This window comes from Reichenbachiella agariperforans, from assembly GCF_900142205.1.
Taxonomy (GTDB): Bacteria; Bacteroidota; Bacteroidia; order Cytophagales; family Cyclobacteriaceae; genus Reichenbachiella; species Reichenbachiella agariperforans.
In genome coordinates this window covers 803,871-829,473 of sequence record NZ_FRAA01000001.1, presented here as the reverse complement: position 1 = coordinate 829,473, position 25,603 = coordinate 803,871, and the positions used below count along the sequence as shown (strand labels likewise).

Here is a 25,603-nt window from a genome sequence, read left to right as displayed (position 1 = left end):
TTTATTATGAAAAAGATATATAACGTACTTATGGCTGTGGCACTGACGGCTTTGGTAACATCCTGTTATGAGAAACCTGAGGCCAAGATCGATGAGTTGATAGAAGAGAGCTTAGGTTCTGTGCCTGTGGCAGCAGATTATACCTTTGTAGGGGATGCTCCTGTAGTAGGTGGACAGGTTAGTTTTACATTTAACTTTTGGTCAGATGTGGAGATAGCCACCATCAACATGTATTCGTCAGTAGATGGAGGTACGACGTTGGTACTAGAGCAGACCAATACGTTTGCAGATGCGGCATATTCGGAATACTATGATACGGATACCATCGCTTATACATTTGATATTCCTACCACTTTAGTCTCGAAAGATGCGATTCAGTATATCGGGGAGGTAATCAATGAGAATACCAATAGTGATAGTCGAACACTGACGTTCGAAGTACAATAAACTTCTATTGATCAAAGGTAGAAGAGATTCTACCTTTGATCAATAATACTTTTTTTGGCTTAGTGATAATTCCAAAAGACAAGGCATCATTATGCCGTGAAGACGTAATTCATCAAGTCTTAATATTATCTAAGATCATCTAGATTAGACACTAGTTCGGATGATATGTAGTTGTCTTTGTTGCGTTTAAAATAGTCTAAAATACGCCCTTCTGCTTGTTCCGGATCAATGTCTGAGTGAGTGGATATCTCATGGTGACTAATCTCATTAAAGTCAAAGTTTTCACCCACTCGAAGTAGAATATTCTTTTTGGAGATGGCTTGTTTCTTGTTGTTGAGTGATGAGGATGACCCCATGAGTATCTGGGGGAATGGAGCAATTCCGATGTTGAATATCAAGTATTCGTTTTCGTCCCAGTTGAGATTCTCCATCAAAATGTAGATAGCACTGTCTCTGATTTCGATATGCTTGCTTTTATAACTGTGCCCGATGGTTTTGCTCTCGGCTACCACTGTTCCAAGGTTATTTTCGTAGATTCGAAAAGGAACTTTTGCGATGGTGTCACCGAATTTGGATTTTTGGTAATACCGGAAGTAATTCCCGAGGTAATTTTTCTTTAATAACACTTGGCTGGGGTTTTGACTGGTATGTGGAAGTAGTTCTGAACGCTCTTTTTTCCATTCATCCCACTCTTCTATTTCTACCTCTAAGAAGCATAGGAGGGTATTGAGTTTTTTATCTTTGGGTGTAGAGGGTTTAGTCCAGTAGGTTTGCAGGGTTTTACCACTGATCCAGTTGAATGTACGATACTTTGGGATGCTTTTGAGGTAGTCTATCATATCCTCAAAAGATTTGAGAGACTCGGTATGAAAGAGCCTATTGAGCTCATTTTCTCCTATGAGCCATTGGTTTTCTACCAGTACTGGATTGTTGATTACTTGACTCGTTACTTTGTAGTTTATCCTCTTCGCTATATGCGTAAATACGGTTCTATTGTATTCGCTCCAGTTTAGACCATTTTTTTGGGTGTTGATGACAGAACGGATTAGCTCTGAGTTTTCGAGTGCATTTTTTATTTTTGAAGGTATCACCTATCAAATATATGGTGTAGGTGCATTCATTATCAAGTTTATGATACTAATATTTAGCGGATAAACAGACTATTTGTGAACCTGAAATTGTGTTAGATCAGTTGTCTGATTGGTAGGGTGATAATGAAGGCTGTACCTAGTCCGACTTTGGTTTTTAACTGAAGCTTTCCATGATGCTTTTTGATCAGATCAGCCGTGATGGATAAACCTAGCCCTGTACCTTCACTTTGTGTTTTGGTGGTGAATAATGGGCTAAACATCTTCTCTTTTACGTCATCTGGGATACCGCTACCGTCATCTTGGATAATGATTCTCACATGTGTGTCCTCCACTTGCTTGATCGTAATGGTGATGGTGCCATACTTATCGAGTGCATCTACACCGTTACCGATGATATTGATGAATACCTGATTGATTTCTCCTTGGAAACAATCTATTTCAGGTATGTTTTCGTCGAACTTCTTAACGATTTCTGCCTTGTGCTTGTACTTGGGTTTTAGGATGAGTAAGGCAGCGTTCATGACTTGAACGATATCTGCTTTTTGGAAAGTTACATCGTCTTTTCGTGAGTAGACGCGTAGACCTTCTACGATCTCATGAATCCTAGTTGTACCGAATTTGGTGTCTTTGATCAGCTCTTTGATATCAGATCTTATTTCGTCGATTTCTTCATTTTGTACACTGACATGCTTGAAGAGTTCTTCAGCATTTTCTTCTATCAACAGTACACCATTGGAGATGAAGTTGATTGGATTTTTGAGTTCGTGAGCGATACCAGCTGTGAGCATACCGAGTGCAGACATTTTTTCTGCTTGGATCAAGCTGTTGTGTGTTTCTTTCAGATCCTGGTGAGCTTTCTCGAGTTCTTGCCTGATTTTCTTTTCCTTTTGGAAACCTTTTGTCAAGTCATCTTGTGCCTGCTGAAGGTAGCTGTTGGTTCGTTTGATGTCGTTGTTACTTGCTTGTAGTTGTATGTTACTTTCGGCAATGGTCACTTGCTGTTTAGCGAGCATTTTGTTCAATTTGCGTACTCTGACATACTCTATACTGAGTATGACAATCACGATCACTACTGCGATGAGTAGGGTGACATAATAGAGTCGTTGTTGGCTATGGATTTTTAACTCCTGTTCAAGAATGACTTTTTCCTCTTCGGCTATTTTTCTTTTACTTTCTTCATTTTCTTTGGCTAGTCGGTTTCGTTCAGACTCTAGTTTGTAGCGAGCTAGTTCTGCTTGCCTTTCACGGTTTTCATATTCGTGATGTGCGATCAGTAGATCCTGATGCGTGTATTCTGTTTCGATTGCCGAATGATCTAAAATTTTAGTCCCTAACAATAGGTTGTGAGCAAGGTCTGAAAGTTGTTGTTTTTCCTGTTTATGGACATTTTGTAAGACGCTTGATTCTGATTTGGATTCCTTTTGCTCTTTGGCTTTGATTTTATTTAGCGCATTGGCTTCTAGTTTTTGTGCATAGAGTTGTGCCTTGTTTAGTTCTGTTTCTGATGTTTTGGAGGGGAGCTTAAACTTGATGGTTTTTGACCGGTATGCTTTGGCTTGCTTTGGATTCCTTTTGATCGCGACTTCTAAGAATTCTTCTGCTTTAGAAGTTTCTCCCATTTTTTCATAAAATATCGATAGGTGATAGGCTACTAGTCCAATAGTAGGAGTGTTACCTTCACTCTTAATAAGGTCAAAATAGGCTAGGGCATACTCGCTACCTTTTTGTGGTTGGTTTAATGCATCATAAATTTCAATCAATCCGTCATAGGCTTCATACTCGAAATAGCTAATGCTGTCTTTGAGAGCGAGTGCTAGTAGGTTTTTAAAATCACTTTCAGCGGCGGTGAGTTGATGGGCACGAATATGGTTGTATCCAGCAGCTAGGGATATTTCTATCATCCCTAGTTCATAGTCTATTTTTTCGAATTGGGTATAGGCTTTTTCGTAGTATTCTGTCGCTTTGTCAAAGGCACTAATTGCTGAGAAAGTATTGGCTAATGAAAAATATGCGTTTGCCGAGATAGAATAATTCTGTCTTTTCTCTCCAGATATAGCCATATCTAGGAACAGGTTTACAGTTTTGTCATACTGTCTTTGCATGAGGTATATCTCGCCACGTAGATTTTGCGCTTCCCAGGAGAGTTGCACGTTTTCGATTTTGTCCGCACGTGATTCGGCTTGCTGAGCCAGACTCAGTGCCCAGCTGTAGTTGCCCTGTGCAAAGCTATTTCTACCTTTCTCCAGTGTTTGGTTGATACGCGCCACTTCTGCCTGATTGATGTTTTGACCAAAAGAGACAAAGTGAATTAGAAGTAAGGTGATAATGCAAAGAGAATTTCTCACGTGTATTATGATGTTATTTTTAATATGTGGCGAATATACGAGATAATCGATTTTCTATTCTAATATAATCCTCTTCATTGAATATCCTAAAGATATCTTGCTCTAATACAACGTATATAAATTAAAAAAGGTACTAAAGTGCTTTGTGCTCCTCTAGTACCTTTTTTGTCCGAATAGATATTGACTATTCAGTGATTGGAATTCCGAAATAAAATTCTAACACTTTGAGTTTGAATATGTAGTCGAATTTGGCACGTACTACCTCGGACTGTGCCGCTTCTAGTGCTTGCTTTGTCTGTGTGAATTCAAACGTGTTGATCACGCCTACACCATATCGCTCTTCTGCATAGTTGTAGGCTTGTTGGCGAGCTGTTTGCGTTTTGTCTGCAGCGGTATAGGCTTTGGCTGCTGCGGTAGCGTCATTGTATGCTTGATATACGTTGCTCTCTAGGTCGATTTTCGTGTTTTCTAGGTTAAGTTTCGCTTTCTCTAGGTTGATACGGTTTCGCTGCATATTGACATGGTTACTAAACCCGTTGAAAATCGGTATGTTCAGTTGTAGACCAAACGAATGCCCTTTGTTGAACTTGAATTGGTCGTACAATGGATCTGCACTTCCAGTAATGACATTATAGTTTGGTGCGACTACATTATCACGATCACTATTATCAACTACTCCAATTACTTGCGTAGGATTGTCAGGGTCTATTTCAGAACCTGTCACGATACCTCTGTTGCTCGCCCGGGTGTTGAAACTATAAAATGCTGATAGTGTAGGCATTGCGCCACCGACAGACAAGTCATAGTCTTTCTCGGCGATCTCTACATTGGTTTCCGAGATTTTCACTTCGTTTCTAATCTGGAGTGCTTTCATGTATATCTCACCTGGATTGGTGTCCAGTATGGCAGAGGCTGGAATGTCGTAATCATCTGATGCGATTTCAAAGTTGTCGTAATCCGAGATTAACAAAAGCTGCGCAAGAGAAATGGTCGATAGGCGTACATTGTTTTGTGCCACGACGATTTGTTGTTCTAGACTGGCTGCATTTGCTTCCAGATCATATATTTCCCCCTCTGGTAGTTGTCCGTTCTCTATCAAGGAACTGGTACGTTCCAGCTCAGAGAGGTTTAGTTGATGCTGCGACTGAGCTACTTTTAGAGATTCTTTGTTGAACAAAATCTGTAAAAAAGCATTGGCAACCATCAGAGAGATGTCATCCTTCATGCCATCTATTTGGTACTGATTGGCGAGGATCTGAAGATTGGCCTTGTGGAGTTGATTCAGGTTGTTGAGCCCCCTGAAAATATCTACACCGACTGATGCGCCCAGAGCTGTGTTTTGCGTGGTTTGATTCACCAAGATACCCGTCGTGATGTCTTGGTTCAAACCTATGTTCCAAGAGTGACTGGCATTCGCATTGACAGAGGGGAGAAAGTTGCCGACAGCCCCTTTTTTATTATACTCTGCTGATTGCGCGTCTAACAGGCTTTGTTGGATAGATATATTGTTCTCTAGTGCATAGTTGACGCACTCTTCTAAGGTCCATTTTTTGACCTGAGCAAAGCTCGTAGCACTGATGAATAGACCCAGTGATGCTATGATGATTCTTATTTTCATTGCAATTCTTTTAGTGTACTATTTAATCGTTGGCGTATTGGCTGTCTCTTTTGACGGGTTCGGTTTTGTTCCAGACTTTGATTTTGTCTTTGTCTGTTACACCTGAGAGTATTTCTACATTGATACCATCGGAGAGACCTAGTTCTACGTCTTTACGTTCGAATACCTGATCCGCAGTTTCTATTTCTACATAAGGGTCATTGGTCTCTTTGTCAAACTGTAAGAGCACCTCTTTGATAGAAAGCACACTGTCTCGTGAGTCGAGCACCATGGTGGCATTCGCACTGTATCCTGCACGGATGAAGAACCCTTCGTCTAGAAAGACGTCTGCTTCTATCGTGAACTGCACTGTGCCAGATTCTTCGGTTCCTTTGGGTGCGATAAACCTGAGTTTAGCATCAAAAGTCTTGTCCTTGATCGCAGCTAGGCTGATAACCAAAGGCATGTCCATTTTGAGTTTACTCACATCCGCTTCGTCTACTTTCCCCTCAAAAATCATTTTGGTTAAATCCGCGATCGTTGCGATGGTGGTTCCTTCATTGAAGTTATTGCTTTCGATCACTTGGTCTCCTTCTTCTATAGGGATTTCCAAAATAGTACCCGGTACGGTTGCTCGAATCAATGTATTGGTAGCTCCACCTCCAGCAGTTCCTTCCTTGATGATCTTGAGATCATTTCTGGCATTTTCCAGTTCCTGGATGGCTTGTGAATGATTGAGTTCTGATACGTTGTAGGCTTGATCCGCAATGATGCCTTTCTCGTAGAGCTTTTGATTTCGCTCAAAATCTATTTTGGCATTCTTCAAGACGATTTGAGCATTTTTGACTCTACCTTCAGCGCTATTGAGACTGGCCTCATTAGGGACTACTTTGATTTTAGCGATTAGCTCACCTGTCTTAATGACCGTTCCTTCCTTGACATAGACTTTGTCGACGATTCCAGATAGTTGGGGTTTGATTTCTACCTCTTGCTCAGGGATGACTTTTCCAGTTGCGACGGATTCATTTTGAATCGTAGCGATAAAGGCGGTTTCGGTTTCGAACGTTTCTGCAGTCTTGCTATTGGATTGGATAAAGAAGTTCGTCGCAAAGGCAACCCCGCCCAGGGCTATTACGATCGCAAGGTATTTCAATACTTTTTTCATTGTTGATATAATTATGAGGTTTAAGCTTTTTTGTCTTGTCTAATGTCTAATTCGTTATTCTTCTCTGAGTGCATCTATGGGCTTGATACTGACAGCACGCTGTGCTGGGATCAGACCAATCAGTGTACCTAGTACTACCATGATGGCTAAGGCTCCCAAAACAAATGAAATAGGAACTGTAGGGTTGGAGTAGGGGAATTCGAGTCCCTGTGTGGCTGCATTGATCCCAAAGAGAACAAATGCGCCGAGGACGATTCCCATCATTCCAGCGACTAGAGTGAGGAATACTGATTCCAGTAGTATCAATCCGCGGACTTCTCCAGGAGTCGCACCGAGTGCACGGCGTATGCCGAGTTCTTTGGTTCTTTCTTTGACCGAAATCAAAAGGATATTACCGATCCCGATGACGCCCGCTAGGATGGTAGCAACTCCCACGACCAGCGAGAGAAAGGTCATGCCATTGGCAAAGCCCATGATGCGGTTGAACATCTCTCCGAGGTTAAACGACCCTAATGCTCTGTCATCTTCTGGTGCGATTTGGTGTATTTTCTTGAGTGTATTTTTGACATCCGCTTCTACCTGTGTCACATTCGCGTCATCATAAGCTGCGATGGCAAACCATCCAACGTTTTCGCCGGAGTTGTAGAGCTTTCGGAAAGTGGTAAATGGGATATAGATGTCACTATCTGACTCAAATCCACCGCCTGGCTCGAATTTGTGTACACCGATTACTTTGAAGTAACTACCGTCTACACGAATGTATTTACCCAGCGGATCATCTTCTTTGTCAAAGAGGTCTGTTTGGGTTCGTTCTCCGATCACACAGACTTTTCTACTGAGGTTGATGTCTTCTTCATTGAGGAAGCGTCCTCCATCGAATATCTTCTTGGCTGCAATTTTCACCAATGAAGGGAAGTCTCCATACACGTTATAGCTTCCGTCTTTTTGTCCATAGACTACTTTGGCAGGAGAACCATCCCACATGCCTTTGACATTTCGTGGTGCTATAAATTCGATCTGTGGGATTTTGGTTTTGAGCTGTTCTACATCCGAGATTTTGAACTGTGGTCTACGGCCTGTTTTGAATCCTGCATAAGGGACGCTGGTTTGGTTGGACCAGACGAACATACTGTTAGTGGCCATATCCTGAAATTCTAGCGTAAACCCGTTGTTGAGCCCTTTGGCAGCCCCTGATAGGGTGATATAGATGAAAATCCCCCATAGTACGCCGATGACCGTGATGACGGTACGTCCTTTGTTTTTTCGGATAGAGCCGAATATCTCTTGCCAAGTATCTCTGCTAAATAAAAGTTTCATCTTATTCGTCTCTAAGTGCTACAATTGGTTTGATTCGGGCTGCGCGACGAGCTGGGATATAGCCTGCTATTGCACCGAATATGATCAGTATGACTGTAGCAAATATCCCTGTTTGCATGTCGATATAAGGGTTTTTGATAAAGTAATCCTCTAGTGTCACACCTAGGGAGTTGAGAATCAAAATCCCAGCAAAAAGTCCTATGTATCCTGCTATCGTCGTGATGAAGATAGACTCCTGTAGGATCATCGCGATAACGGATCGAGGTGTCGCTCCGAGTGCTTTTCGGATACCTAGTTCTTTGGTACGTTCCTTCACTACAAAGACCATAATGTTACTGATACCAATGATCCCTGCCATGAGTGTGCCTAACCCGACGAAGGTTACGATGATCTGCAATACGCTAGCAAATTGCTGGTTTTGCTGTAGGTTGTCTGCCACGTTTCGAATGAAAATACCACGCCTATCATCTGGATGGATTTGATGCTTGTCTTTGAGGAACTGCCGTAGTTTCTCTTCGAACATCATTGCTCCGGTATACCCAATTTCTGGCTTGAACCCGATTACGAACTGATCTAGTTTGTCAGTATTCTTGTCCATGAGTTGTCTTGTAGTGTAAGGGATGTAAATTCTACGCTCCTCATTGTCTCCACCATCGTCTTGGAATACACCGATGACTTTGAACATACTGCCTCCTACATCTACATATTCACCTAATGGACTTTTCTTCCCAAACAAATCGTCTCTAACGAGTCGACCGATGACTGTATATTTTTCTTGGTTTTGGGTATCGTCCTCATTGATAAAACGGCCTTCCATGAGATAGACTTTCTCTGCGAATTGATAGCCAGGTGCTATGGCTTGGATACTATAGTTGTTGTATTCGTTTTTGTATTTTATTTTCTGATTTCTATTTATACCAGGTGATATGTAGTCCATGTACATACCGAAATTATATTTGATGTCTGCTATGTCATCATTTTTAAATTCGATTTGCCTGTTGGATTTAAATCCCTTGTAGGGCATGGATGTCCTGCCTCGATATACCCAGATAAGGTTGGTGGCGTCATTGAGGAAAAACGATTCGAAAGTATTTTTAAGTCCATTACCTAACCCAAATAAAATTACAAAAATGAAAATACCCAGTGCAACAGTAAAGCCAGACAAGAAGGTTCTGAGTTTATTTTTGGAAATCGTCTGGAAGATTTCCTGCCAGCGGTCTCTATTGAACATACTGTGCGGCTCTAACTTGTTCTACTTTGACATCTTCGATGATGACACCATCTTTGAGCCGAACGATGCGTTTGCACATGTTGGCGATATCCTCTTCGTGTGTTACGATGAGGATGGTTTTTCCTTCGTCGTTGATCTGCTGGATGAGGTCCATTACTTCGTAGGAGGTCTTGGTATCGAGTGCTCCAGTAGGCTCATCAGCTAGGAGTACTTTCGGCGCTGCAGCTAGTGCTCTGGCGATGGCGACTCGTTGTTTTTGTCCACCAGACATCTCGCTAGGTAAGTGTCCTGCCCATTCTCCTAATCCTACTTTTTGGAGGTAGGCAAGTGCTTTCTCTTGCCGCTCTTTTCGGTTGGTTTTTTGATAGTAGAGTGGGAGTGCTACATTTTCTGCAGCAGTCTTGTAGTTGATGAGGTTGAAGGATTGAAACACAAACCCTAGGAATTTGTTTCTATAGTGTGCCGCTTTGGTCTCGTTTAGGTTTTTGATCAAAACTCCGTCTAGGATATACTCACCTGTTTCTGCTTCGTCCAGCATACCGAGTATATTGAGTAGCGTAGACTTCCCTGATCCAGAGGATCCCATGATGGCAACTAGCTCTCCTTCGTTGATGTTGAGGTTGATTCCTTTCAAGACTTTTAGGGAGTTTTGTCCCATTTTGTAAGACTTGTGTATGTCTTTTACTTCTATCATGGAGTATTCGATTGGCGTTTAATTGAGTTCATTTGATTGCTATGCCCTATAAGTGCGATAGAGCAGGGGTTTATTACAAGTAAAGTTAAAAAAAGATAAATTCTTTCTTTTTGTTGTCTGTAGGGGGCTATCTGCTGTTTGGTGGTACGATTGACTAAAGCATAGTAATTCTTATTTTATGGTGTAGTGCGTGTGTCTACAGTTGTGAAATCATGGGGGAATGAGTAATTAATTCATAGAAATGAGTTGTTTGGCGGACTTGCCATTTAGCGTTAGAAATACCCTCCTTAGCTAATATATTTCTCCACCTTTTAACTCGGGTATACTTTTATCTTGTGGTTATGATTAAGACCTCTTTGATCCCTTGTGGTCATCGAGATCGGACTTGTAATATGAAAGATCAAAATTTAGTAAGATGAAATATTTATATCTGGTTGTTTTTAGTCTCTGTGCTACATTCACTTCCGCGCAAAACATCAACGGTTTGGAGAATTTGATGCCATGGCCGAAACAGATTGAAATGAAGGATGGGAAATTTAGGCTAACAGAAGGTTTTGTACTGGGAATGACTGAACTCACGAGTCCGAGGCTGTGCAAAGCGAGTACCAGATATATAGAACGACTCACGAACCGTACGGGACTTTTTCTTGATCAAAATATCATTACAGCGGCTGATACGAGTCGTAGCGCTGATTTGCAGATACAAGTAGACCGTATAGGGCAAGTAGAGTTAGGGGAGGATGAAAGTCATCAGATAAGCGTCTCAGCATCTGGTGTTGTTCTCAAGGCAGAAACAGATATTGGAGTGGTGAGAGGTTTGCAGACTTTGTTTCAGCTTATCTCTGTGGACAAAGTGGGGTATTATTTACCGGCTGTGGAAATCGTGGATGATGCACGTTTTCAGTGGAGGGGATTGATGATAGATGCGTCGAGGCATTTTCATCCCGTAGATGTGATCAAGAGAAATATCGACGGTATGGAAGCGGTCAAACTCAACGTACTGCACTTTCACCTCTGTGATGACCATGGCTATAGAATCGAGTCAAAGTTGTTTCCGAGACTGAATGAAGTCAGCTCTGATGGGCAGTACTATACTGTTGCAGAGTTGAAGGATATCATTCAGTATGCTGCTGACCGTGGGATTCGTGTGATGCCTGAGATCGACGTGCCTGGGCATGCATCTGCACTGTTGAAGGCTTACCCAGAGTTGGGTAGTAAGGATACGACCTATTACTTGTCCCGAAATGCAGGAGTGTTTGACCCTACTTTGAATCCTATCATAGATGAGACCTATACTTTCTTGGATCAGTTGTTTGGAGAGGTGATTTCTATATTTCCAGACCCTTATTTTCACATCGGTGGAGATGAAAATGAAGGGAAACACTGGGATGAAAATGAGGAGATTCAGGCCTTTATGAAGGCGCATGATATGCATTCTAACCACGATCTACAGACCTACTTTAACCAGCACCTGTTCGAGATACTCAAAAAACATGATAGATATATGATGGGATGGGATGAGATTCATACAGACGGAATCTCCAAAGAGACCGTAATTCACTCATGGAGAGGTGGAGGGCAGAGTTTGGCTGATACGACGACATTGTTTAATGCTGCACGTCAGGGATTCAAGTCTGTTTTGTCCAATGGTTATTACATTGATCTGATGTACAATGCTGAAGATTATTACCGTGTTGATCCTTATTTTGGGTATGAATTAGATGAGGAGATGAAAGCAAATATTATGGGGGGAGAAGCGACCATGTGGAGTGAGTTGGTGACACCACTGACCATAGATACTAGAGTGTGGCCTAGAATGGCAGCACTTGCGGAGCGGTATTGGTCGCCTGTGGATACCAGAGATGTACGTAGTATGTACTCGCGGATGAACAAGCTGTCGTTGGTCCTAGAGCACTATGGTCTACAACATATCTCTGCACAGGAGAAGATTCTCCGAAACCTTGCGAATTCACGTGCTATAGAACCAGTTCGTGTGATTGTAGACGTATTGGAACCTATGAAGGGCTATACGCGAAACGCAGGTGGGTTCATGTATGATGTGTTCGATCCCTATACCAAGCTTGCTGATGCAACTCTAGCTGATGCGATGGCTGCAAGGGATTTTGCCTATCAGGTAGAAGACTATCAGCGTGGTAAGGTTGATTCTAAAGCTATGATGGCACAGTTAAAACTGTGGGTGGGGAATGATGATGCATTGCAAGCAGCGATCAAAGTATCACCGATTTTGGCTCAGGCCAAGGAGCATTCGACTAACCTGAAATTGCTGTCCGAAGATGCGCTAGTCGCAATAGACTATATCGATAGCGGTAAAAAAGCTCCCAAGAAATGGTACAAGCAGGCTGTGTCACATCTCGAACAGGCGAAGATACAAGATGGACGTGTAGAGCTACAGGTGATCGCTCCAGTCAGTGAGCTGGTAGAGATGACCCAGAGCAAGAGCTCAGTACAGAACTAAAGATTACTTATTAGAGTTAGAGTTGAGGTTAGCAGCGCTGTGAGAATGGAGACTCACAGCGCTTATTTTTTGTCCAAAATGAGAGCTTACCTTGGCGTATGTTACGTGGGGATTGGGTATCCAGCTTCTGAATCCTTAAGGCGTAGTTTGGTACAAACTGAACGGCAAACTGATAACAGGTGATTTAGGTTCCCAGTAGTAGATCCTTGATGTCCTTTTGATAGTTGCGGCCGATCGGTAGGAGTTTGTCTCCTACCTCGACTTGGTTGCCATCGATGACTTTGACTTTTTTGATGGCGATGATGTAGGAGCGATGTATACGTACAAATTCATCTGCGGGCAGTAGTTCTGCTACACTCACTAGGTTGTTGTGGTTGATTAGGCTCTGATCAAAGGTTTTGATTCGGATATAGTCTTTGAGACTTTCGATATAGAGTATTTCATCTAGGTAGACTTTGATCATCTTCTTGTCCACTTTGAAGAATACGTGGGGTCTTTCTGTCTCTGCAGAGTTTGTAGGTTCTGTCCGGTTGATGTTTTTTTCTTCCAGTCTGGATTCTATACGATTGACAGTCTTCATAAACCGTTGTAAGGCAAAGGGCTTGACCAAGTAATCTACCACGTCCAGTTCGAAGCTCTCTACTGCATACTCGCGGTACGCCGTGGTGATGACAATCATCGGAGGTTTATTCAAGCTTTTGAGGAAATCTAGTCCACTGATTTTGGGCATGTTGATGTCCAAAAATATCACATCTACCTCGTGCTTAGAGAGGAAATTAAACCCCTCGACCGCATCAGGGCAAGTGCCCAATAGCTCGAAGTTCTTAAAATTGACCAAGAAATTCTTGATGACATTGATAGCCAGTGGCTCATCGTCGATTATCAAACACTTTATACTCATATACTAATCGATAGGTATAGTTAATATTACCTTGTACTTGTCAGCGGTCTCCATTACCTCGAGGCTGTGGGTGTGGCCATAGACCAGATTGAGCCGACGTTTGGTGTTGGTCATTCCTACACCATGTTTGTGCGTCTCTAGACCATTGTCTAGCAGGATCTCATCTGGTTTTAGATTTTCGGTCGAAAAGGTCAGTATATTATCAGTCACATCCAAGGAAATATCTATCGGGATGAGTTCGCTATCTACTTTGGTGCCGTGTTTAAAGCTATTTTCTATAAATGGGAGTAGAAGGACGGGAGGGATCACTTTGCCCTCTATGTCTCCAGATATGGCGAGATCTATCTCTAATCGGTCGCCGTAGCGTAGCATTTCCAAATCCAGATAGTTCTGGATATGTTGAACTTCATTGATCAGGGGTACTCTTTTTTGTTTGGCATCATAGATCACATAACTCATCAGTTCGGAGAGTTTCAGTACCGTGTAGGGTGCTTTGTCTGACTTGTCTAGGGTGAGTGAATACAGGTTGTTCAGCGTATTAAAGAAGAAATGAGGCTGTATTTGGGATTTCAAAAAGGCAAGTTCTGTTTCGAGGTTTGTTTTGACCAGTTCGCTGGCTTTGTTCTTATAGGCTATCCAGTCTATGGTCATTTTGACTGCCATGGCGATTGCGACAACATAGACCTGTCCGATGTAGGCAGCTAAGACATAGTTGAAGTCGAATAGATCTGTGTGTTCGAGATTCGATTCTTTGTAGATGTCTGTCGTGACCAGAAAGTAGTTGAGGATAATCCGAATGATGACGATACCTAAGATCGATAGAGCCAAGAGTATGATGTACCAAAACACGCGTTTCGGGATCAGTCGGGGCATCAAAAAGTAGATATTAAAGTAAACGATGGCTAGGTGCAAGGGAAACTCCACTAGGTTAGACTCAAACGAATAGGTATAGTCATCAAAGTAACTACCCCACCTCAGCCAGTTGATGCAGAAGTAGGCACCCCAAAACAACGAATGTTGAATAAAAGGTTTTTTGAGGAATCCCAAATATGCTGGCATAGTGAGCGATTGTTTGTCCAATAGGTATGTGTATGAGAATGCCAATTTAGAAAATTATGGTTCGAAACGATGTTTATATATGTATAATAATTACTTAAAATCTGCTATGCATTTCATATCGCTGTACCGAGTCATTCTGTAGACCAACGGCGAAAAAACACCCTTTTGATGGAGATAGGAGTGGGTAGGTGACGTTCGGAGGAGAATTCTCTCCACTGAGCTAATATATTATTCGCTTCACGATTTAGTAACGATCATTAAGATGTTAAAATCAAAAAACGATTACTAATAACTAAATATTAATTCTATGATTAAAAGAATACTCATATTGAGTTTAGCTCTTTGCACGACGCTGTTCGTGCAGGCTCAGACTCGTACGGTATCTGGTAAAGTAACTGACTCGGCAGATGGAGCAGCCCTACCAGGAGTAAATGTGCTAGTGAAGGGATCTTCTAATGGTACAGTGACAGACATCGAAGGTGCTTATAGTGTAGAAGTGTCTGATTTGGATGTCTTGGTGTTTTCTTTCATTGGCTATCTCACAGCTGAACAGCCAGTAGGAGCTAAGACGGTGCTAGATCTAGGGATGGAGCCAGATGTAGAGCAGTTGGACGAAGTGGTGGTGACGGCTCTCGGTATATCGAGAGACAAGAAGTCATTGACCTATGCTGCACAAGAAGTAGACGGTGAAGAGTTGACGAAAGTCAAAGATGCCAACTTTATGAACTCATTGACAGGTAAGGCTGCCGGTGTGTTTGTCAATAGAAGTGGCTCAGGTGTAGGTGGATCTACGAGAGTAGTACTTAGAGGTAACTCTTCTACAAGAAATAACTCTGTGTTGTATGTGATCGATGGTGTGCCTATGAACAACTTTTCTCCCTCACAGCCTAGTGATGTCTGGGGACAAAACTTCGGTGTAGCTGGATCTGCCGGTACTGGTGGAGCAGGTAGAGATGGTGGTGACGGTGTTGCTAACATTAATCCTGAGGATATCGAAAGCATCAACGTACTGAAAGGAGCATCTGCAGCAGCACTATATGGTAGCCAAGCAGCGAATGGTGTGATCTTGATCACGACCAAAAGAGGAAAAGCAGGAAAAGTGTCAGTCTCTGCTTCATCTAATTTTACTTCAGAGTCAGTATTGATGATGCCTGAGATGCAGTTCAATTATGGACAGACTTCTGCTGGAGCTTTGGATAGCTGGGGAGGATCTGTAGATGCTAAGGATCATGTAAGTGACTTTTTTGACAATGGCAAAACATGGATTAATACGGTCTCTGTTGCTGGTGGTAACGAGATGGCACAAACCTATTTCTCTTATGCAAATACGGATTCTAAAGGGATTATTCCTAGCAACGAATTGCAAAAGCATAATGTGACTTTCAAAGAGTCTTTGAGTCTCTGGCAAGATCGCTTGAAAATGGATGGTGGTGTAAGCTTGATTACGCAAAGCACTAACAATAGAGCAAACTCAGGAATGTACTTCAACCCATTGACTGGGTTATACTTCTTCCCAAGAGGGTTGGATTTTGATGAGTATAAAAACAATTATGAGACCTTTGATGCCAATAGGAACTTCAATACGCAAAATTGGGTCAACAACATTGATGTGCAACAAAACCCATATTGGATTCTAAATAGAAACCAAAACGAAGACTCTCGAAACAGAGTAATCGGTAACATCGGAGCGACATTGAAGATCGTAGAAGGTTTGACTTTCCGTGTGAGAGGTAATATCGACAAGTCTGTGGATAGATACGAACAACGAGTTCACGCATCTACTCAAGCGACATTGTCAGATATCAATGGTCGATATGTACAGCAAAATGCAGAAGCTACGCAGATGTATGGAGATGCTTTGTTGATGTACAACAAGACATTCGAGAAATTCAGTGTATCTGCGACAGTGGGTACGAGTATCACGGATAGCGAAGTGAAAACGCAGTTTTTCGATTCGAAAGGAGGAGACGATATTCGAAACGAAGGTATTGAAGGGTTGTTTTATGCCAATACTTTTAACATTCAAAACATAGCCATTGGAGGAACAGCTTTGTTCAACGAAGGAGGTAGCCATTCGCAGTTGCAATCAGTGTTCGGTAGTTTGAACTTAGGCTACAACGGTATGTTGTTCCTAGACGTGACAGGTCGAAACGATTGGTCTTCTACTTTGCCTGATACAGATTTCTTCTATCCATCTGTAGGTTTGACTGCTGTGATCTCTGAGATGGTGGACATATCTTCTGTAGACCTTTTAAAGGTAAGAGCATCTTTTGCTCAAGTAGGTAATGCAGTGAATGCGTATGATTTGACATCTGGCTCTTTCAACTCGATTATCCCTTATGGTACGGTAACGACTCCTACGAGTAGAGTAGAACCAGGACAGACTTTGAATCCTGAAATGCAAAACTCGTTCGAAGTAGGTGCTGAGGTTTCTGTTTTAGACCAAAGAGTTAGTTTAGATGTAGCATACTACAACACCGTGACTGAGAACCAAAGAATTCCTATCGTAGCACCAGCTAGTAAGGGTGGAGGTTTCTTCTATATCAATGGTGGTGAGATCGTAAACAAAGGTGTTGAAGCTGCTTTGACAGTAGTACCAGTTTCTACGGAGAACTTCACTTGGACTTCTACATTGAATTTTACGAAGAATATCAACGAAGTGAAGGCGCTACCTAGTGAGCTAGAAGACGGTAGACTACAGTTGACAGCTCCTGGAGTGAATAGTTATGCAATGATGCTTACCGAGGGATCGCAGTTTGGTGATATCTACGGACAGAAATTCGCTAGAAATGAAGATGGCGTAATAATCGTAGATGCAGATGGCCGTCCACAGGTACAAGAAGGGGGACTAGATTATGTTGGTAATCCTAACCCTGATTACATGTGGGGATGGAATAACAACTTTAATTACAAAGGGATTTCGCTTGGTTTCTTGGTTGATGCTCGGATAGGTGGTGAAGTAATGTCGATCACCGAAGCGATGAATGACCTTTATGGTGTATCTAAAGCAACTGGTGACGCACGTGATGCAGGTGGTGTAGATATGAAAGCAGTATATGCAGATGGTACGGCATATTCAGGATTGTTGCCAGCGCAAGAGTTCTATACAACTGTCGGAGGTAGAGCAGGTATCACGGAGCAGTATGTGTACAGTGCTACTAATATTAGGTTGAGAGAGATGTCGATAGGATATTCGCTTCCGTCTACTGTGATGGAAAAGTTGGGTCCAATCAAGACAGCGAAGCTTTCATTGATCGGTAGAAACTTGTTCTTCCTAAAGAATGATGCGCCGTTCGATCCAGACGTGTCTATGTCTACAGGTACAGGACTACAAGGTGTTCATGTTTTTGGTTTGCCATCTACGAGAAGCATCGGTTTCAACCTGTCTTTGACACTATAATTACTGTTCACGATAAAATTTAAATCATGAAAATAAATAAGATATATAAATCAATGCTTGCTTTAGCAACTGCCTCTATCATGACAGTTGCTATACAAGGTTGTACTGATAATTTCGAAGAGATCAATACCAATCCCTATGGGATATCCAATGAGGCATTGACGCAAGATTTCAATCACATCGGGGGTAGAATTGTACAGGCTACTCAGAATATTTATGTGATTACACCAGCTTGGGTGACGCAGTTGCAGCAGAACTTGAATGCAGATATTTATAGTGGGTATTTGGCACCACCTACACCGTTTGCAGGAAACATTAACAACAATACTTACGGTCTAGTAGATGGATGGAATGGTTTCATTTGGTCTTCTGCATACGAAAGCGTAATGTATCCATTGGCAACTATGGATGAGACTGCTGGTGATGAGTTTCCTCAGTTTGTAGCATGGGGCAAGATCATACGTGTAGAGGCAATGCACCGCGTGTCTGATGTTTTTGGTCCAGTTATTTACTCACAATATGGTCAGTCTCCAGCGATGTATGACTCGCAGGAGGAGGTGTACAAGCAGTTTGTCGCAGATTTGGATGAGGCGATTACTGTATTAAAAGGTTATACCGATTTTGTAGGCTTTGCCAAGTTTGACTTGGTGTATGGCGGTGATGTCAACAACTGGCTGAAGTTTGCTAACTCTTTGAAACTGAGATTAGCGATTCGTATGTCTGGAGTTGATCCAGCTTATGCTAAGACAGTTGGAGAAGAGGCTTTGACAGATGCTGTAGGTTTACTTGATAGCAATGGTGCGAACTTTACATTGTCTCCTAGTGCAGGTGATCACCCACTCAATACACTCAGTGGTGCATGGGGCGATACACGTATGAGTGCTGAAATGGAGTCAGTATTGAGTGGATACAATGACCCACGTCTAGAAGTTTACTTTGCTCCATCTACGGATGCTACTTTAGCAGGAGGCTTTAAGGGAGTTAGAAGCGGAATAGAGATAGCATCTAAAGATACATATGTAGGTCATTCAGCAATATCTACTCTTGGTGGAGTGCAGTTGATGACAGCAGCAGAGGTGGCTTTCTTGAAAGCTGAAGCAGCCCTCAAAGGATGGGCAGGTGCAGGTACTGCACAGGCTAACTATGAGGCTGGTATTGCTTTGTCATTTGCACAGCATGGTGCTGGTGGGGCGGATACCTACATGGTAGATGCAGTTAGCATACCTGCTCCGTTTGTAGATGCCTACAACGCTGACAATAGTGTATTGGCGGGAGACCCTAACCTTAGTACAGCGACGATTGCTTGGGATGCTACTGCTACTGAAGATCAGCTCTTAGAGAAGGTGATCACGCAGAAGTGGATTGCGATGTTTCCTGATGGACAAGAGGCGTGGTCTGAGTTCAGAAGAACGGGATACCCAAAGAAATTCCCTAATGTAGTGAACTACAGCGATGGAAAAATCGATACGGATGCACAAATCAAAAGAATCAACTTTTCAGCAACTGAGTTGACGACTAATCCTGATGGTGTTGCGTCAGGCATACAAGCACTAGGTGGACCTGATACAGGTGGAACATCACTTTGGTGGGATATTAATTAAAACACCCCTGTTTATTGTTCAATGCTTTTAGTATTTGAAATGAAGAGCCATGCATGCATGGCTCTTTTTTTGATTAAATTTAACTGTGTGTCCGCACACAAAATGAAATTTAGTCTATATTGCATACGTTGCTGTTTAGCTTCAGTAGCACTCACTTCAGCTAATATCTTTTAGCAAGTGGAGGAGTAGAATTAGTTTTAACCAAGCAATTAAATCCAAAGGGCTATCGCCCTGCGATTAAATACTTTTTGAGTTTGAATTAGTAAAACAAGGCCAGATCCAAGTGTTTGTGTCAATAGTTAGTCAAAATTGTCGACTTATATCTGGTCTGTTTTTCTTACATTTAGATAGTTTGAATAGCCATGAATACATTAGAAGCAAAGCCTAAGATGAAACGTATCAGTAGAAAGGAGTGGAGTACTCTAGAGTCCACCAAGTTTGAAAAAATTCATTCAGAAGTATTCACAGATGCAGAAGAAGCATCTGTCATTGTAGCACACGAGATAGCAGCATTGATCCGTTACAAAACAGAAAAAAATGAAAAATGTGTATTAGGACTGGCCACTGGATCTTCTCCCATCAAAGTCTACAAAGAACTGATCAGGTTGCACAAGGAAGAAGGGCTTAGCTTTAGGAACGTCGTGTCATTCAATCTCGACGAGTACTATGGATTGGCCAAAGAGGACGTGCAGAGTTATATCTATTTTATGCATCATCACCTCTTCGATCATGTAGATATTCTTCCCGAAAACATTAATATCCCTGATGGGAAAGCACCCTTCGAGTTCATGTCTGAGGCGTGTACACAGTACGAGGAAAAGATCGAAAGCTATGGTGGACTAGATTTTCAGCTCCTAGGAATAGGCCGTACGGGACATATTGGGTTTAATGAACCTGGATCTAAGATCAACTCTACCACTCGAATGATTACCCTAGATCACTTGACGATCCAAGACAATGCTTTTGCATTTGATAGCATGGCAGATGTGCCTACCAAGGCAGTCACGATGGGAGTCGGTACGATCCTCAAAGCAAAAAGAGTCGTGATCCTAGCATGGGGAATGAAGAAGGCTGAGATTGTCAAAAAGACCGTGGAGGGCGAAATGTCTAGCAATGTGCCTGCTACTTTCTTACAAGAGCATAGCGATGTGTCTTTTGTGATGGATGAGTCTGCTTCACAGCAGTTGACACGTATACAGACACCGTGGCTCGTGGGCGAATGCGAATGGACGGATGCCTTGAAGCGTAAGGCTGTGGTGTGGTTGAGTCAAAAAGTGAATAAGCCTATCTTGAAATTGACTGACCGTCATTACAATGACAACAGTATGTCAGATATCTTAGGAGAGGGAGGTTCGTATGCGGTTAACATTAAGATGTTCAATCATTTTCAGCACACTATCACAGGGTGGCCTGGGGGTAAACCAAATGCAGACGATAGTCACAGACCAGAGCGTGCCAATCCAGCTAAAAAGCGTATTATTATTTTCTCTCCGCATCCAGACGATGATGTGATCTCTATGGGAGGCACATTCCTGAGACTCGTAGATCAGGGGCACGAAGTACATGTAGCTTATCAGACCTCAGGTAATATCGCAGTGGCAGACCATGAGACTTACCGTTTTGCGGAATTTGCCAAAAATCTCTATGAGTATGCGGCAGGAGAAAAAGCGGATGATAAAGTCTTTGATAAGCTGTTCAAACAGATCAAAGCTGGCGCTAACAAAGAGGTGCTTCCTGTAGAAGTACGGAAGATCAAAGGTTTGATTCGAAGAGGAGAAGCCATCAGTGCTTGTCGTTATTACGGTATTCCTGATAGTCAAGTGCATTACTTGGATTTGCCATTTTATGAGACGGGCAAAGTAGAGAAAAATCCACTAGGTACTGCAGATGTACAAATTATCAAGGACCTCATAGAGGAGATCAAACCGCATCAAATCTATGCAGCAGGAGATTTGGCTGACCCACACGGGACGCACGAGGTTTGTCTCAAAGGGATTTTTGCGGCAGTCGATCAGTTGAAAACAGAGAAGTTTATGAAGGACTGTTGGATGTGGCTCTATAGAGGGGCGTGGCATGAGTTTCCTATCGATGAGATAGAAATGGCTGTACCGATTAGCCCAGAGGAACTACTCAAAAAACGTGTAGCGATCTGGAGACACCAGTCCCAAAAAGATGGAGTGGTATTCCAAGGAGAGGACGATAGAGAGTTTTGGCAGCGTTCTGAGGACAGAAATAGGCAGACTGCCTATGAGTATGACGAACTCGGGCTAGCCGAATACGAGGCTGTAGAAGGTTTTGTTCGACATCACTTTATGTAATAATTGTTGGGAAGTGTTTACTTCTCTATCCACTTGTATTGCTTAGGTTTGAGTTGGTTAATTTTTATAATCGAATAGAATTCATATGTTATTAGAGACAATAGATTGGGTTATTATCGGGATTTTCTTCCTGATAGTTTTAGGGATAGGATGGCAGGCATCTAGATCAGCTGGGCAGAGTTCTAGCGAATTTTTCCTTGGAGGTAGAGGTATGCCGTGGTGGTTGTTGGGTATCTCGATGGTGGCTTGTACGTTTTCGGCAGATACGCCCAATCTAGTGACAGGTTTTGTTCGCGAAAATGGTGTAGTCAAAAACTGGGCCTGGTGGGCCTTTTTGATTACTGGTATGGTGACTGTGTTTATCTATGCCCGTCTGTGGAGAAAATCTGCTGTGAGTACGGATTTAGAATTTTATGAAATCCGATATGGAGGCAAGAAGGCTTCTTTTCTTCGAGGCTTTAGAGCGATCTATTTAGGCGTGTTTTTCAACTGCTTGATTATGGGGTCTGTGACTTTAGCAGCGATCAAGATCGGTGGAGTCATGCTTGGTCTTGATCCATGGGTTGTCGTAGTGGGAGCTTCTATTGTAGTAGTGATCTATTCAGCCTTGGGCGGGATCAAAGGGGTCGTTTGGGCCGATTTTTTCCAGTATGGTATAGCGATGTTTGGAGCTGTATATGCAGCGTATGTGGCGTTGAGTCAGCCAGAAGTTGGAGGGTTGACTAAATTGATTACTCATCCAGCAGTACAGTCAAAACTGAGCGTAGTACCAGATTTTACTGATCCGTCGGTATGGGTGCCGTTGTTGTTATTTCCGATCGCTGTGCAGTGGTGGGCAGTGTGGTACCCAGGCGCTGAGCCAGGTGGGGGAGGTTACATCGCCCAGCGTATGCTCTCAGCCAAAGACGAAAAAAATGCTGTTGGTGCGACCTTGCTATTCAATTTTGCGCACTATGCGCTGCGACCTTGGCCATGGATTATCGTAGCACTTGCTTCGATCATTATCTATCCAGATATGGCTTCTATTCAGGCGGAGTTTCCGAATATAGACCCTACCTATCTCAAAGATGATATAGCTTACCCTGTGATGTTGTCCAAACTCGGGTCGGGTTGGTTAGGTTTGGTGGTTGCATCTATTATTGCGGCCTACATGTCGACGATAGGGACTCATTTGAACTGGGGTTCATCTTATTTTGTCAATGATTTTTATAAGCGATTTGTCAAGCCAGATGCGAGTGAAAAGCAAATGGTAGCCATGGGGCGAATGACAACTGTAGTGCTGATGTTTTTTGCAGGTACGTTGTCTTTAACTATCCTAGATAATGCTACAGATGCCTTTAATATTCTCCTCCTTTCTGGTGCCGGATCAGGTGCCATATATCTTTTGAGATGGTTCTGGTGGAGAATTAATGCCTTGACGGAAATCGTCGCTATGGTGGTCGCTACAGTCATGGCAGTGGTATTGACTTTGGTGGTAGATGATGCTACGGTAGCTACTTCATTACTCGATGGGATGACGATGAAGATATTGATTACGACTGGTGTAGTGACGGTGACATGGTTGGCTACTGCGCTTTTGACACCTCCAGAAGACAAAGAAACATTGAGAGCGTTCTATAAGCTCACTCGTCCAGGTGGGCCAGGATGGAAAAAAGTAGTAGAAGAAGCGGCCCAAGAAGGTAAACCCTGTGATGAAAATGAAGGGATAACCTGGCAGATGCCAAGGCAGGTTCTACTCATATTTATTGGCTGTACAGTGATATATTCTTCATTGTTTGCCATAGGTGGGTATGTGTATGGCAATATGATACAAGGGGTCATCCTGACCATGGTAGCGATAGTAGGCACGGTTGCCTTGTTTAAAATAATGACTAAGCTTAATCTGGATTAAAAAAGATGGAAAGTGTGATTGTAGGGATTGATATCGGGGGGACAGGAACAAAGTTCGGTCTCGTCGATAACAGTGGGAATTTACTATGTGAAGATAAAATTGACACGGGCGGAGAGACGTTTGATCATTTTGTAAGTCAAATAGTGGAAGCTATTCAGCAGATGTTGGTTCAGTATCCTGATTGTCAACTCGAAGGAGTTGGAGTAGGTGCACCAGGTGGTAATTATTATACGGGAATGATCACAGGAGCCTCCAACCTACCTTGGAGTGGTGACCTGCCGTTAGTAGAAAAGATGAGTCAGTATTTTGACGTGCCGGTGGTTTTGAGTAATGATGCCAATGCCACAGCCATGGGAGAGAAGGTTTTCGGTGGAGCCAAAGGGATGAAAGACTTTGTCATGATTACTTTAGGGACTGGCTTGGGTAGCGGAATAGTCTCTTCTGGTAACTTGCTAATAGGAAGTGATAGTCTGGCAGCCGAGTATGGTCATGTATTGATCAAGGGCAGTGGGGGTAGAGATTGCAACTGCGGTAGGAAAGGCTGTTTAGAGACTTATGTGTCTGCTACGGGGATTAAACGAACCATGATGGAGCTATTAGCAAAGTATACTACACCTAGTGTTTTGAGAGGGGTGGCATTTGATGACTTATATTCTAGAGATATAGCTACAGCAGCGAATGCTGGGGATGCTTTGGCACAAAAGGCTTTTCGTATTACAGGAAAGGTTTTGGGTAGGCAGTTGGCTAATTTGGTAGCAGTTGTGAACCCTGAGGCTATATTTTTATTTGGAGGACTTGCTTTGGCAGATGGATTGATTTTAGATCCGACACGCAAGCATTTGGAAAAAAACCTCCTCGGTATGTACAAAGGCAAAGTGAAACTTATGCGTTCTCAACTGGGGACTCAAGGGGCAGCGATAGTAGGTGCTGCAAGTCTAGCCTATCAGTTCAAAGATTATTTACAGTTTCAAGAGGATTGAAACTGTGGTGTTGTGAGTAAAGTGATTATTTATATGGTCACTTTACTCATATTGTAGGATTTTTTCTTTTCATCCAATATCCTTTCGAGTTCTTCGAAGTGCAACTGATTATGATATTCGCTCTGTTGTATTTTGCCTAGTTGTAGCTGAACATCACTCAGTTCTTTAAATACATTTACCGCTTGCTTGTTTCTTTCATTATGAGGGTAGTAGATTACTGCTCTTTTTAGATTATTCTCTGCTTCATTCAGGTCGCCTGTGTTGCGATATATCCTACCTAGCAAGAAATAGGAGGTAAACAGTAGGTCATCATAACTGCGCTCGGTTTTTATCTTGAGTGCTTCCAATGCATGTAATTTAGCACTGTCATAGTCTTTAGAAGCATATTCTGCTTCTCCGAGCCCTTGGAGAGCAATGGCTCTAGACCGGACGTGATTCTTAGTGTACTCGTTATCCAATGATTCGTGAAAGTACTCTGTAGCTGCTTCGTAATTGCTGGTTTCTAACATAAGATTACCCAAATCTGACAAACAATAGGCTTCATATCTCTTGTCTTCAAACTTGGAGGCATACTCTAGTGCCTTATAATAAGAATCTATACAGGCAATGTTGTCTGTTTGACTTTGACTATATGCTAGGTTGTAGTAGGCTATAGGGAGCTTCTTGTTGTTTCCAGTTTCATAGAGGTTAATGGCCTGTTGAAAATACTTGATGGCCGAAGGGTGAGTTTGTTTGTGTTGAAAGATAACCCCGACCATGTTGAGAGCATTGGCTCTTTCTGTATTGTTTATGTTTTTGATAGAAAGCGCCTTTGTGTAATAGTGGAAGGATGAATCGGCTTCTCTTTTTTCATAAAAACTGTACCCAATGATACTCAGTGCTAAGAATTTGTTTTTATCATTTTTAGAAAAGGTTAGAATTTTTTTTGCCAATATGATAGCTGAGTCATACTCCCCGTTGGTCATTTTTTCTATAGAAGGCTTGATGTCCTGTGGGATGCTTTTTCGGTCAGACGATAAGAAGTAGAATACGGTTGCCCCAGATAGAATGGTGATGAGTGTGACTACTAGGAATTTCTTCATGGATTAAA

Annotated in this window: 17 protein-coding genes; 7 read left to right on the top strand and 10 right to left on the bottom strand. The window is 42.4% G+C overall.

Translation table 11 applies throughout. From position 1 onward, the window contains the following. Positions 1-6 precede the first annotated feature (6 nt). Positions 7-447 (top strand): hypothetical protein, encoded by a 441-nt coding sequence (locus BUB99_RS03105; protein WP_073119331.1) that lies wholly within the window; start codon positions 7-9, stop codon positions 445-447. Positions 448-572: 125 nt separating this feature from the next. Here the strand turns inward: BUB99_RS03105 and BUB99_RS03100 are convergent, their stop codons facing one another. The 7 genes from BUB99_RS03100 to BUB99_RS03070 form a co-directional block, all read right to left on the bottom strand. Next, positions 573-1,538, bottom strand: coding sequence for a hypothetical protein (locus tag BUB99_RS03100; protein ID WP_073119329.1), 966 nt, complete (start codon positions 1,536-1,538; stop codon positions 573-575). Between the two features lie 92 nt (positions 1,539-1,630). Beyond that, a complete protein-coding gene (locus BUB99_RS03095; RefSeq protein WP_139280872.1) occupies positions 1,631-3,883 on the bottom strand; it encodes an ATP-binding protein in 2,253 nt (750 codons plus the stop codon). Between the two features lie 184 nt (positions 3,884-4,067). Then, a complete protein-coding gene (locus BUB99_RS03090; protein WP_073119324.1) occupies positions 4,068-5,501 on the bottom strand; it encodes a TolC family protein in 1,434 nt (477 codons plus the stop codon). A 22-nt stretch (positions 5,502-5,523) separates the two neighbouring features. Then, on the bottom strand, positions 5,524-6,645 hold the full coding sequence (locus BUB99_RS03085; RefSeq protein ID WP_073119322.1) for an efflux RND transporter periplasmic adaptor subunit: 1,122 nt from the start codon (positions 6,643-6,645) through the stop codon (positions 5,524-5,526). Positions 6,646-6,699: 54 nt separating this feature from the next. Then, positions 6,700-7,962: an ABC transporter permease gene (locus BUB99_RS03080; protein ID WP_073119320.1), complete on the bottom strand. Its 1,263-nt coding sequence runs from the start codon at positions 7,960-7,962 to the stop codon at positions 6,700-6,702. Between the two features lies 1 nt (position 7,963). Beyond that, a complete protein-coding gene (locus BUB99_RS03075; RefSeq protein ID WP_073119319.1) occupies positions 7,964-9,193 on the bottom strand; it encodes an ABC transporter permease in 1,230 nt (409 codons plus the stop codon). Then, positions 9,183-9,887 carry an ABC transporter ATP-binding protein gene (locus BUB99_RS03070; protein WP_073119317.1) on the bottom strand — a complete coding sequence of 235 codons (705 nt, stop codon included), beginning with the start codon at positions 9,885-9,887 and terminating at the stop codon, positions 9,183-9,185. Before BUB99_RS03070 ends, BUB99_RS03075 begins: the two co-directional genes overlap by 11 nt. Positions 9,888-10,302: 415 nt before the next feature. On the opposite strand from BUB99_RS03070, the gene BUB99_RS03065 reads away from it, so the two are divergent. Then, the gene (locus BUB99_RS03065; RefSeq protein ID WP_073119315.1) at positions 10,303-12,363 is read left to right on the top strand and encodes a beta-N-acetylhexosaminidase; all 2,061 of its coding nucleotides are present in this window, start codon (positions 10,303-10,305) and stop codon (positions 12,361-12,363) included. Positions 12,364-12,547: 184 nt separating this feature from the next. Here BUB99_RS03065 and BUB99_RS03060 read toward each other — a convergent pair whose 3' ends face one another. Together BUB99_RS03060 and BUB99_RS03055 are read right to left on the bottom strand one after the other, a co-directional pair. Next, positions 12,548-13,264: a LytR/AlgR family response regulator transcription factor gene (locus tag BUB99_RS03060; protein WP_073119313.1), complete on the bottom strand. Its 717-nt coding sequence runs from the start codon at positions 13,262-13,264 to the stop codon at positions 12,548-12,550. A gap of 3 nt (positions 13,265-13,267) precedes the next feature. Further along, complete coding sequence (locus BUB99_RS03055; RefSeq protein ID WP_073119311.1) at positions 13,268-14,323, bottom strand: sensor histidine kinase; 1,056 nt, start codon at positions 14,321-14,323, stop codon at positions 13,268-13,270. A gap of 307 nt (positions 14,324-14,630) precedes the next feature. Between BUB99_RS03055 and BUB99_RS03050 the strand changes: the two genes are divergently transcribed. The 5 genes from BUB99_RS03050 to BUB99_RS03030 all read left to right on the top strand — a co-directional run bounded on the left by BUB99_RS03050 (position 14,631) and on the right by BUB99_RS03030 (position 24,513). Next, entirely contained in the window at positions 14,631-17,723 is a 3,093-nt protein-coding gene (locus tag BUB99_RS03050) for a SusC/RagA family TonB-linked outer membrane protein (RefSeq protein ID WP_084190319.1), read from the top strand. Between the two features lie 26 nt (positions 17,724-17,749). After that, positions 17,750-19,324, top strand: a complete 1,575-nt coding sequence (locus tag BUB99_RS03045; protein ID WP_073119310.1) for a RagB/SusD family nutrient uptake outer membrane protein — start codon at positions 17,750-17,752, stop codon at positions 19,322-19,324. Between the two features lie 362 nt (positions 19,325-19,686). Then, positions 19,687-21,642 (top strand): glucosamine-6-phosphate deaminase, encoded by a 1,956-nt coding sequence (gene nagB / locus BUB99_RS03040; protein ID WP_073119308.1) that lies wholly within the window; start codon positions 19,687-19,689, stop codon positions 21,640-21,642. Positions 21,643-21,727: 85 nt separating this feature from the next. Further along, positions 21,728-23,533 carry a sodium:solute symporter family protein gene (locus BUB99_RS03035; RefSeq protein ID WP_073119306.1) on the top strand — a complete coding sequence of 602 codons (1,806 nt, stop codon included), beginning with the start codon at positions 21,728-21,730 and terminating at the stop codon, positions 23,531-23,533. 5 nt (positions 23,534-23,538) lie between these two features. Further along, positions 23,539-24,513, top strand: a complete 975-nt coding sequence (locus tag BUB99_RS03030) for an ROK family protein (RefSeq protein ID WP_073119305.1) — start codon at positions 23,539-23,541, stop codon at positions 24,511-24,513. A gap of 29 nt (positions 24,514-24,542) precedes the next feature. Here BUB99_RS03030 and BUB99_RS03025 read toward each other — a convergent pair whose 3' ends face one another. After that, the gene (locus BUB99_RS03025; RefSeq protein ID WP_073119303.1) at positions 24,543-25,595 is read right to left on the bottom strand and encodes a tetratricopeptide repeat protein; all 1,053 of its coding nucleotides are present in this window, start codon (positions 25,593-25,595) and stop codon (positions 24,543-24,545) included. Positions 25,596-25,603: the final 8 nt, after the last annotated feature.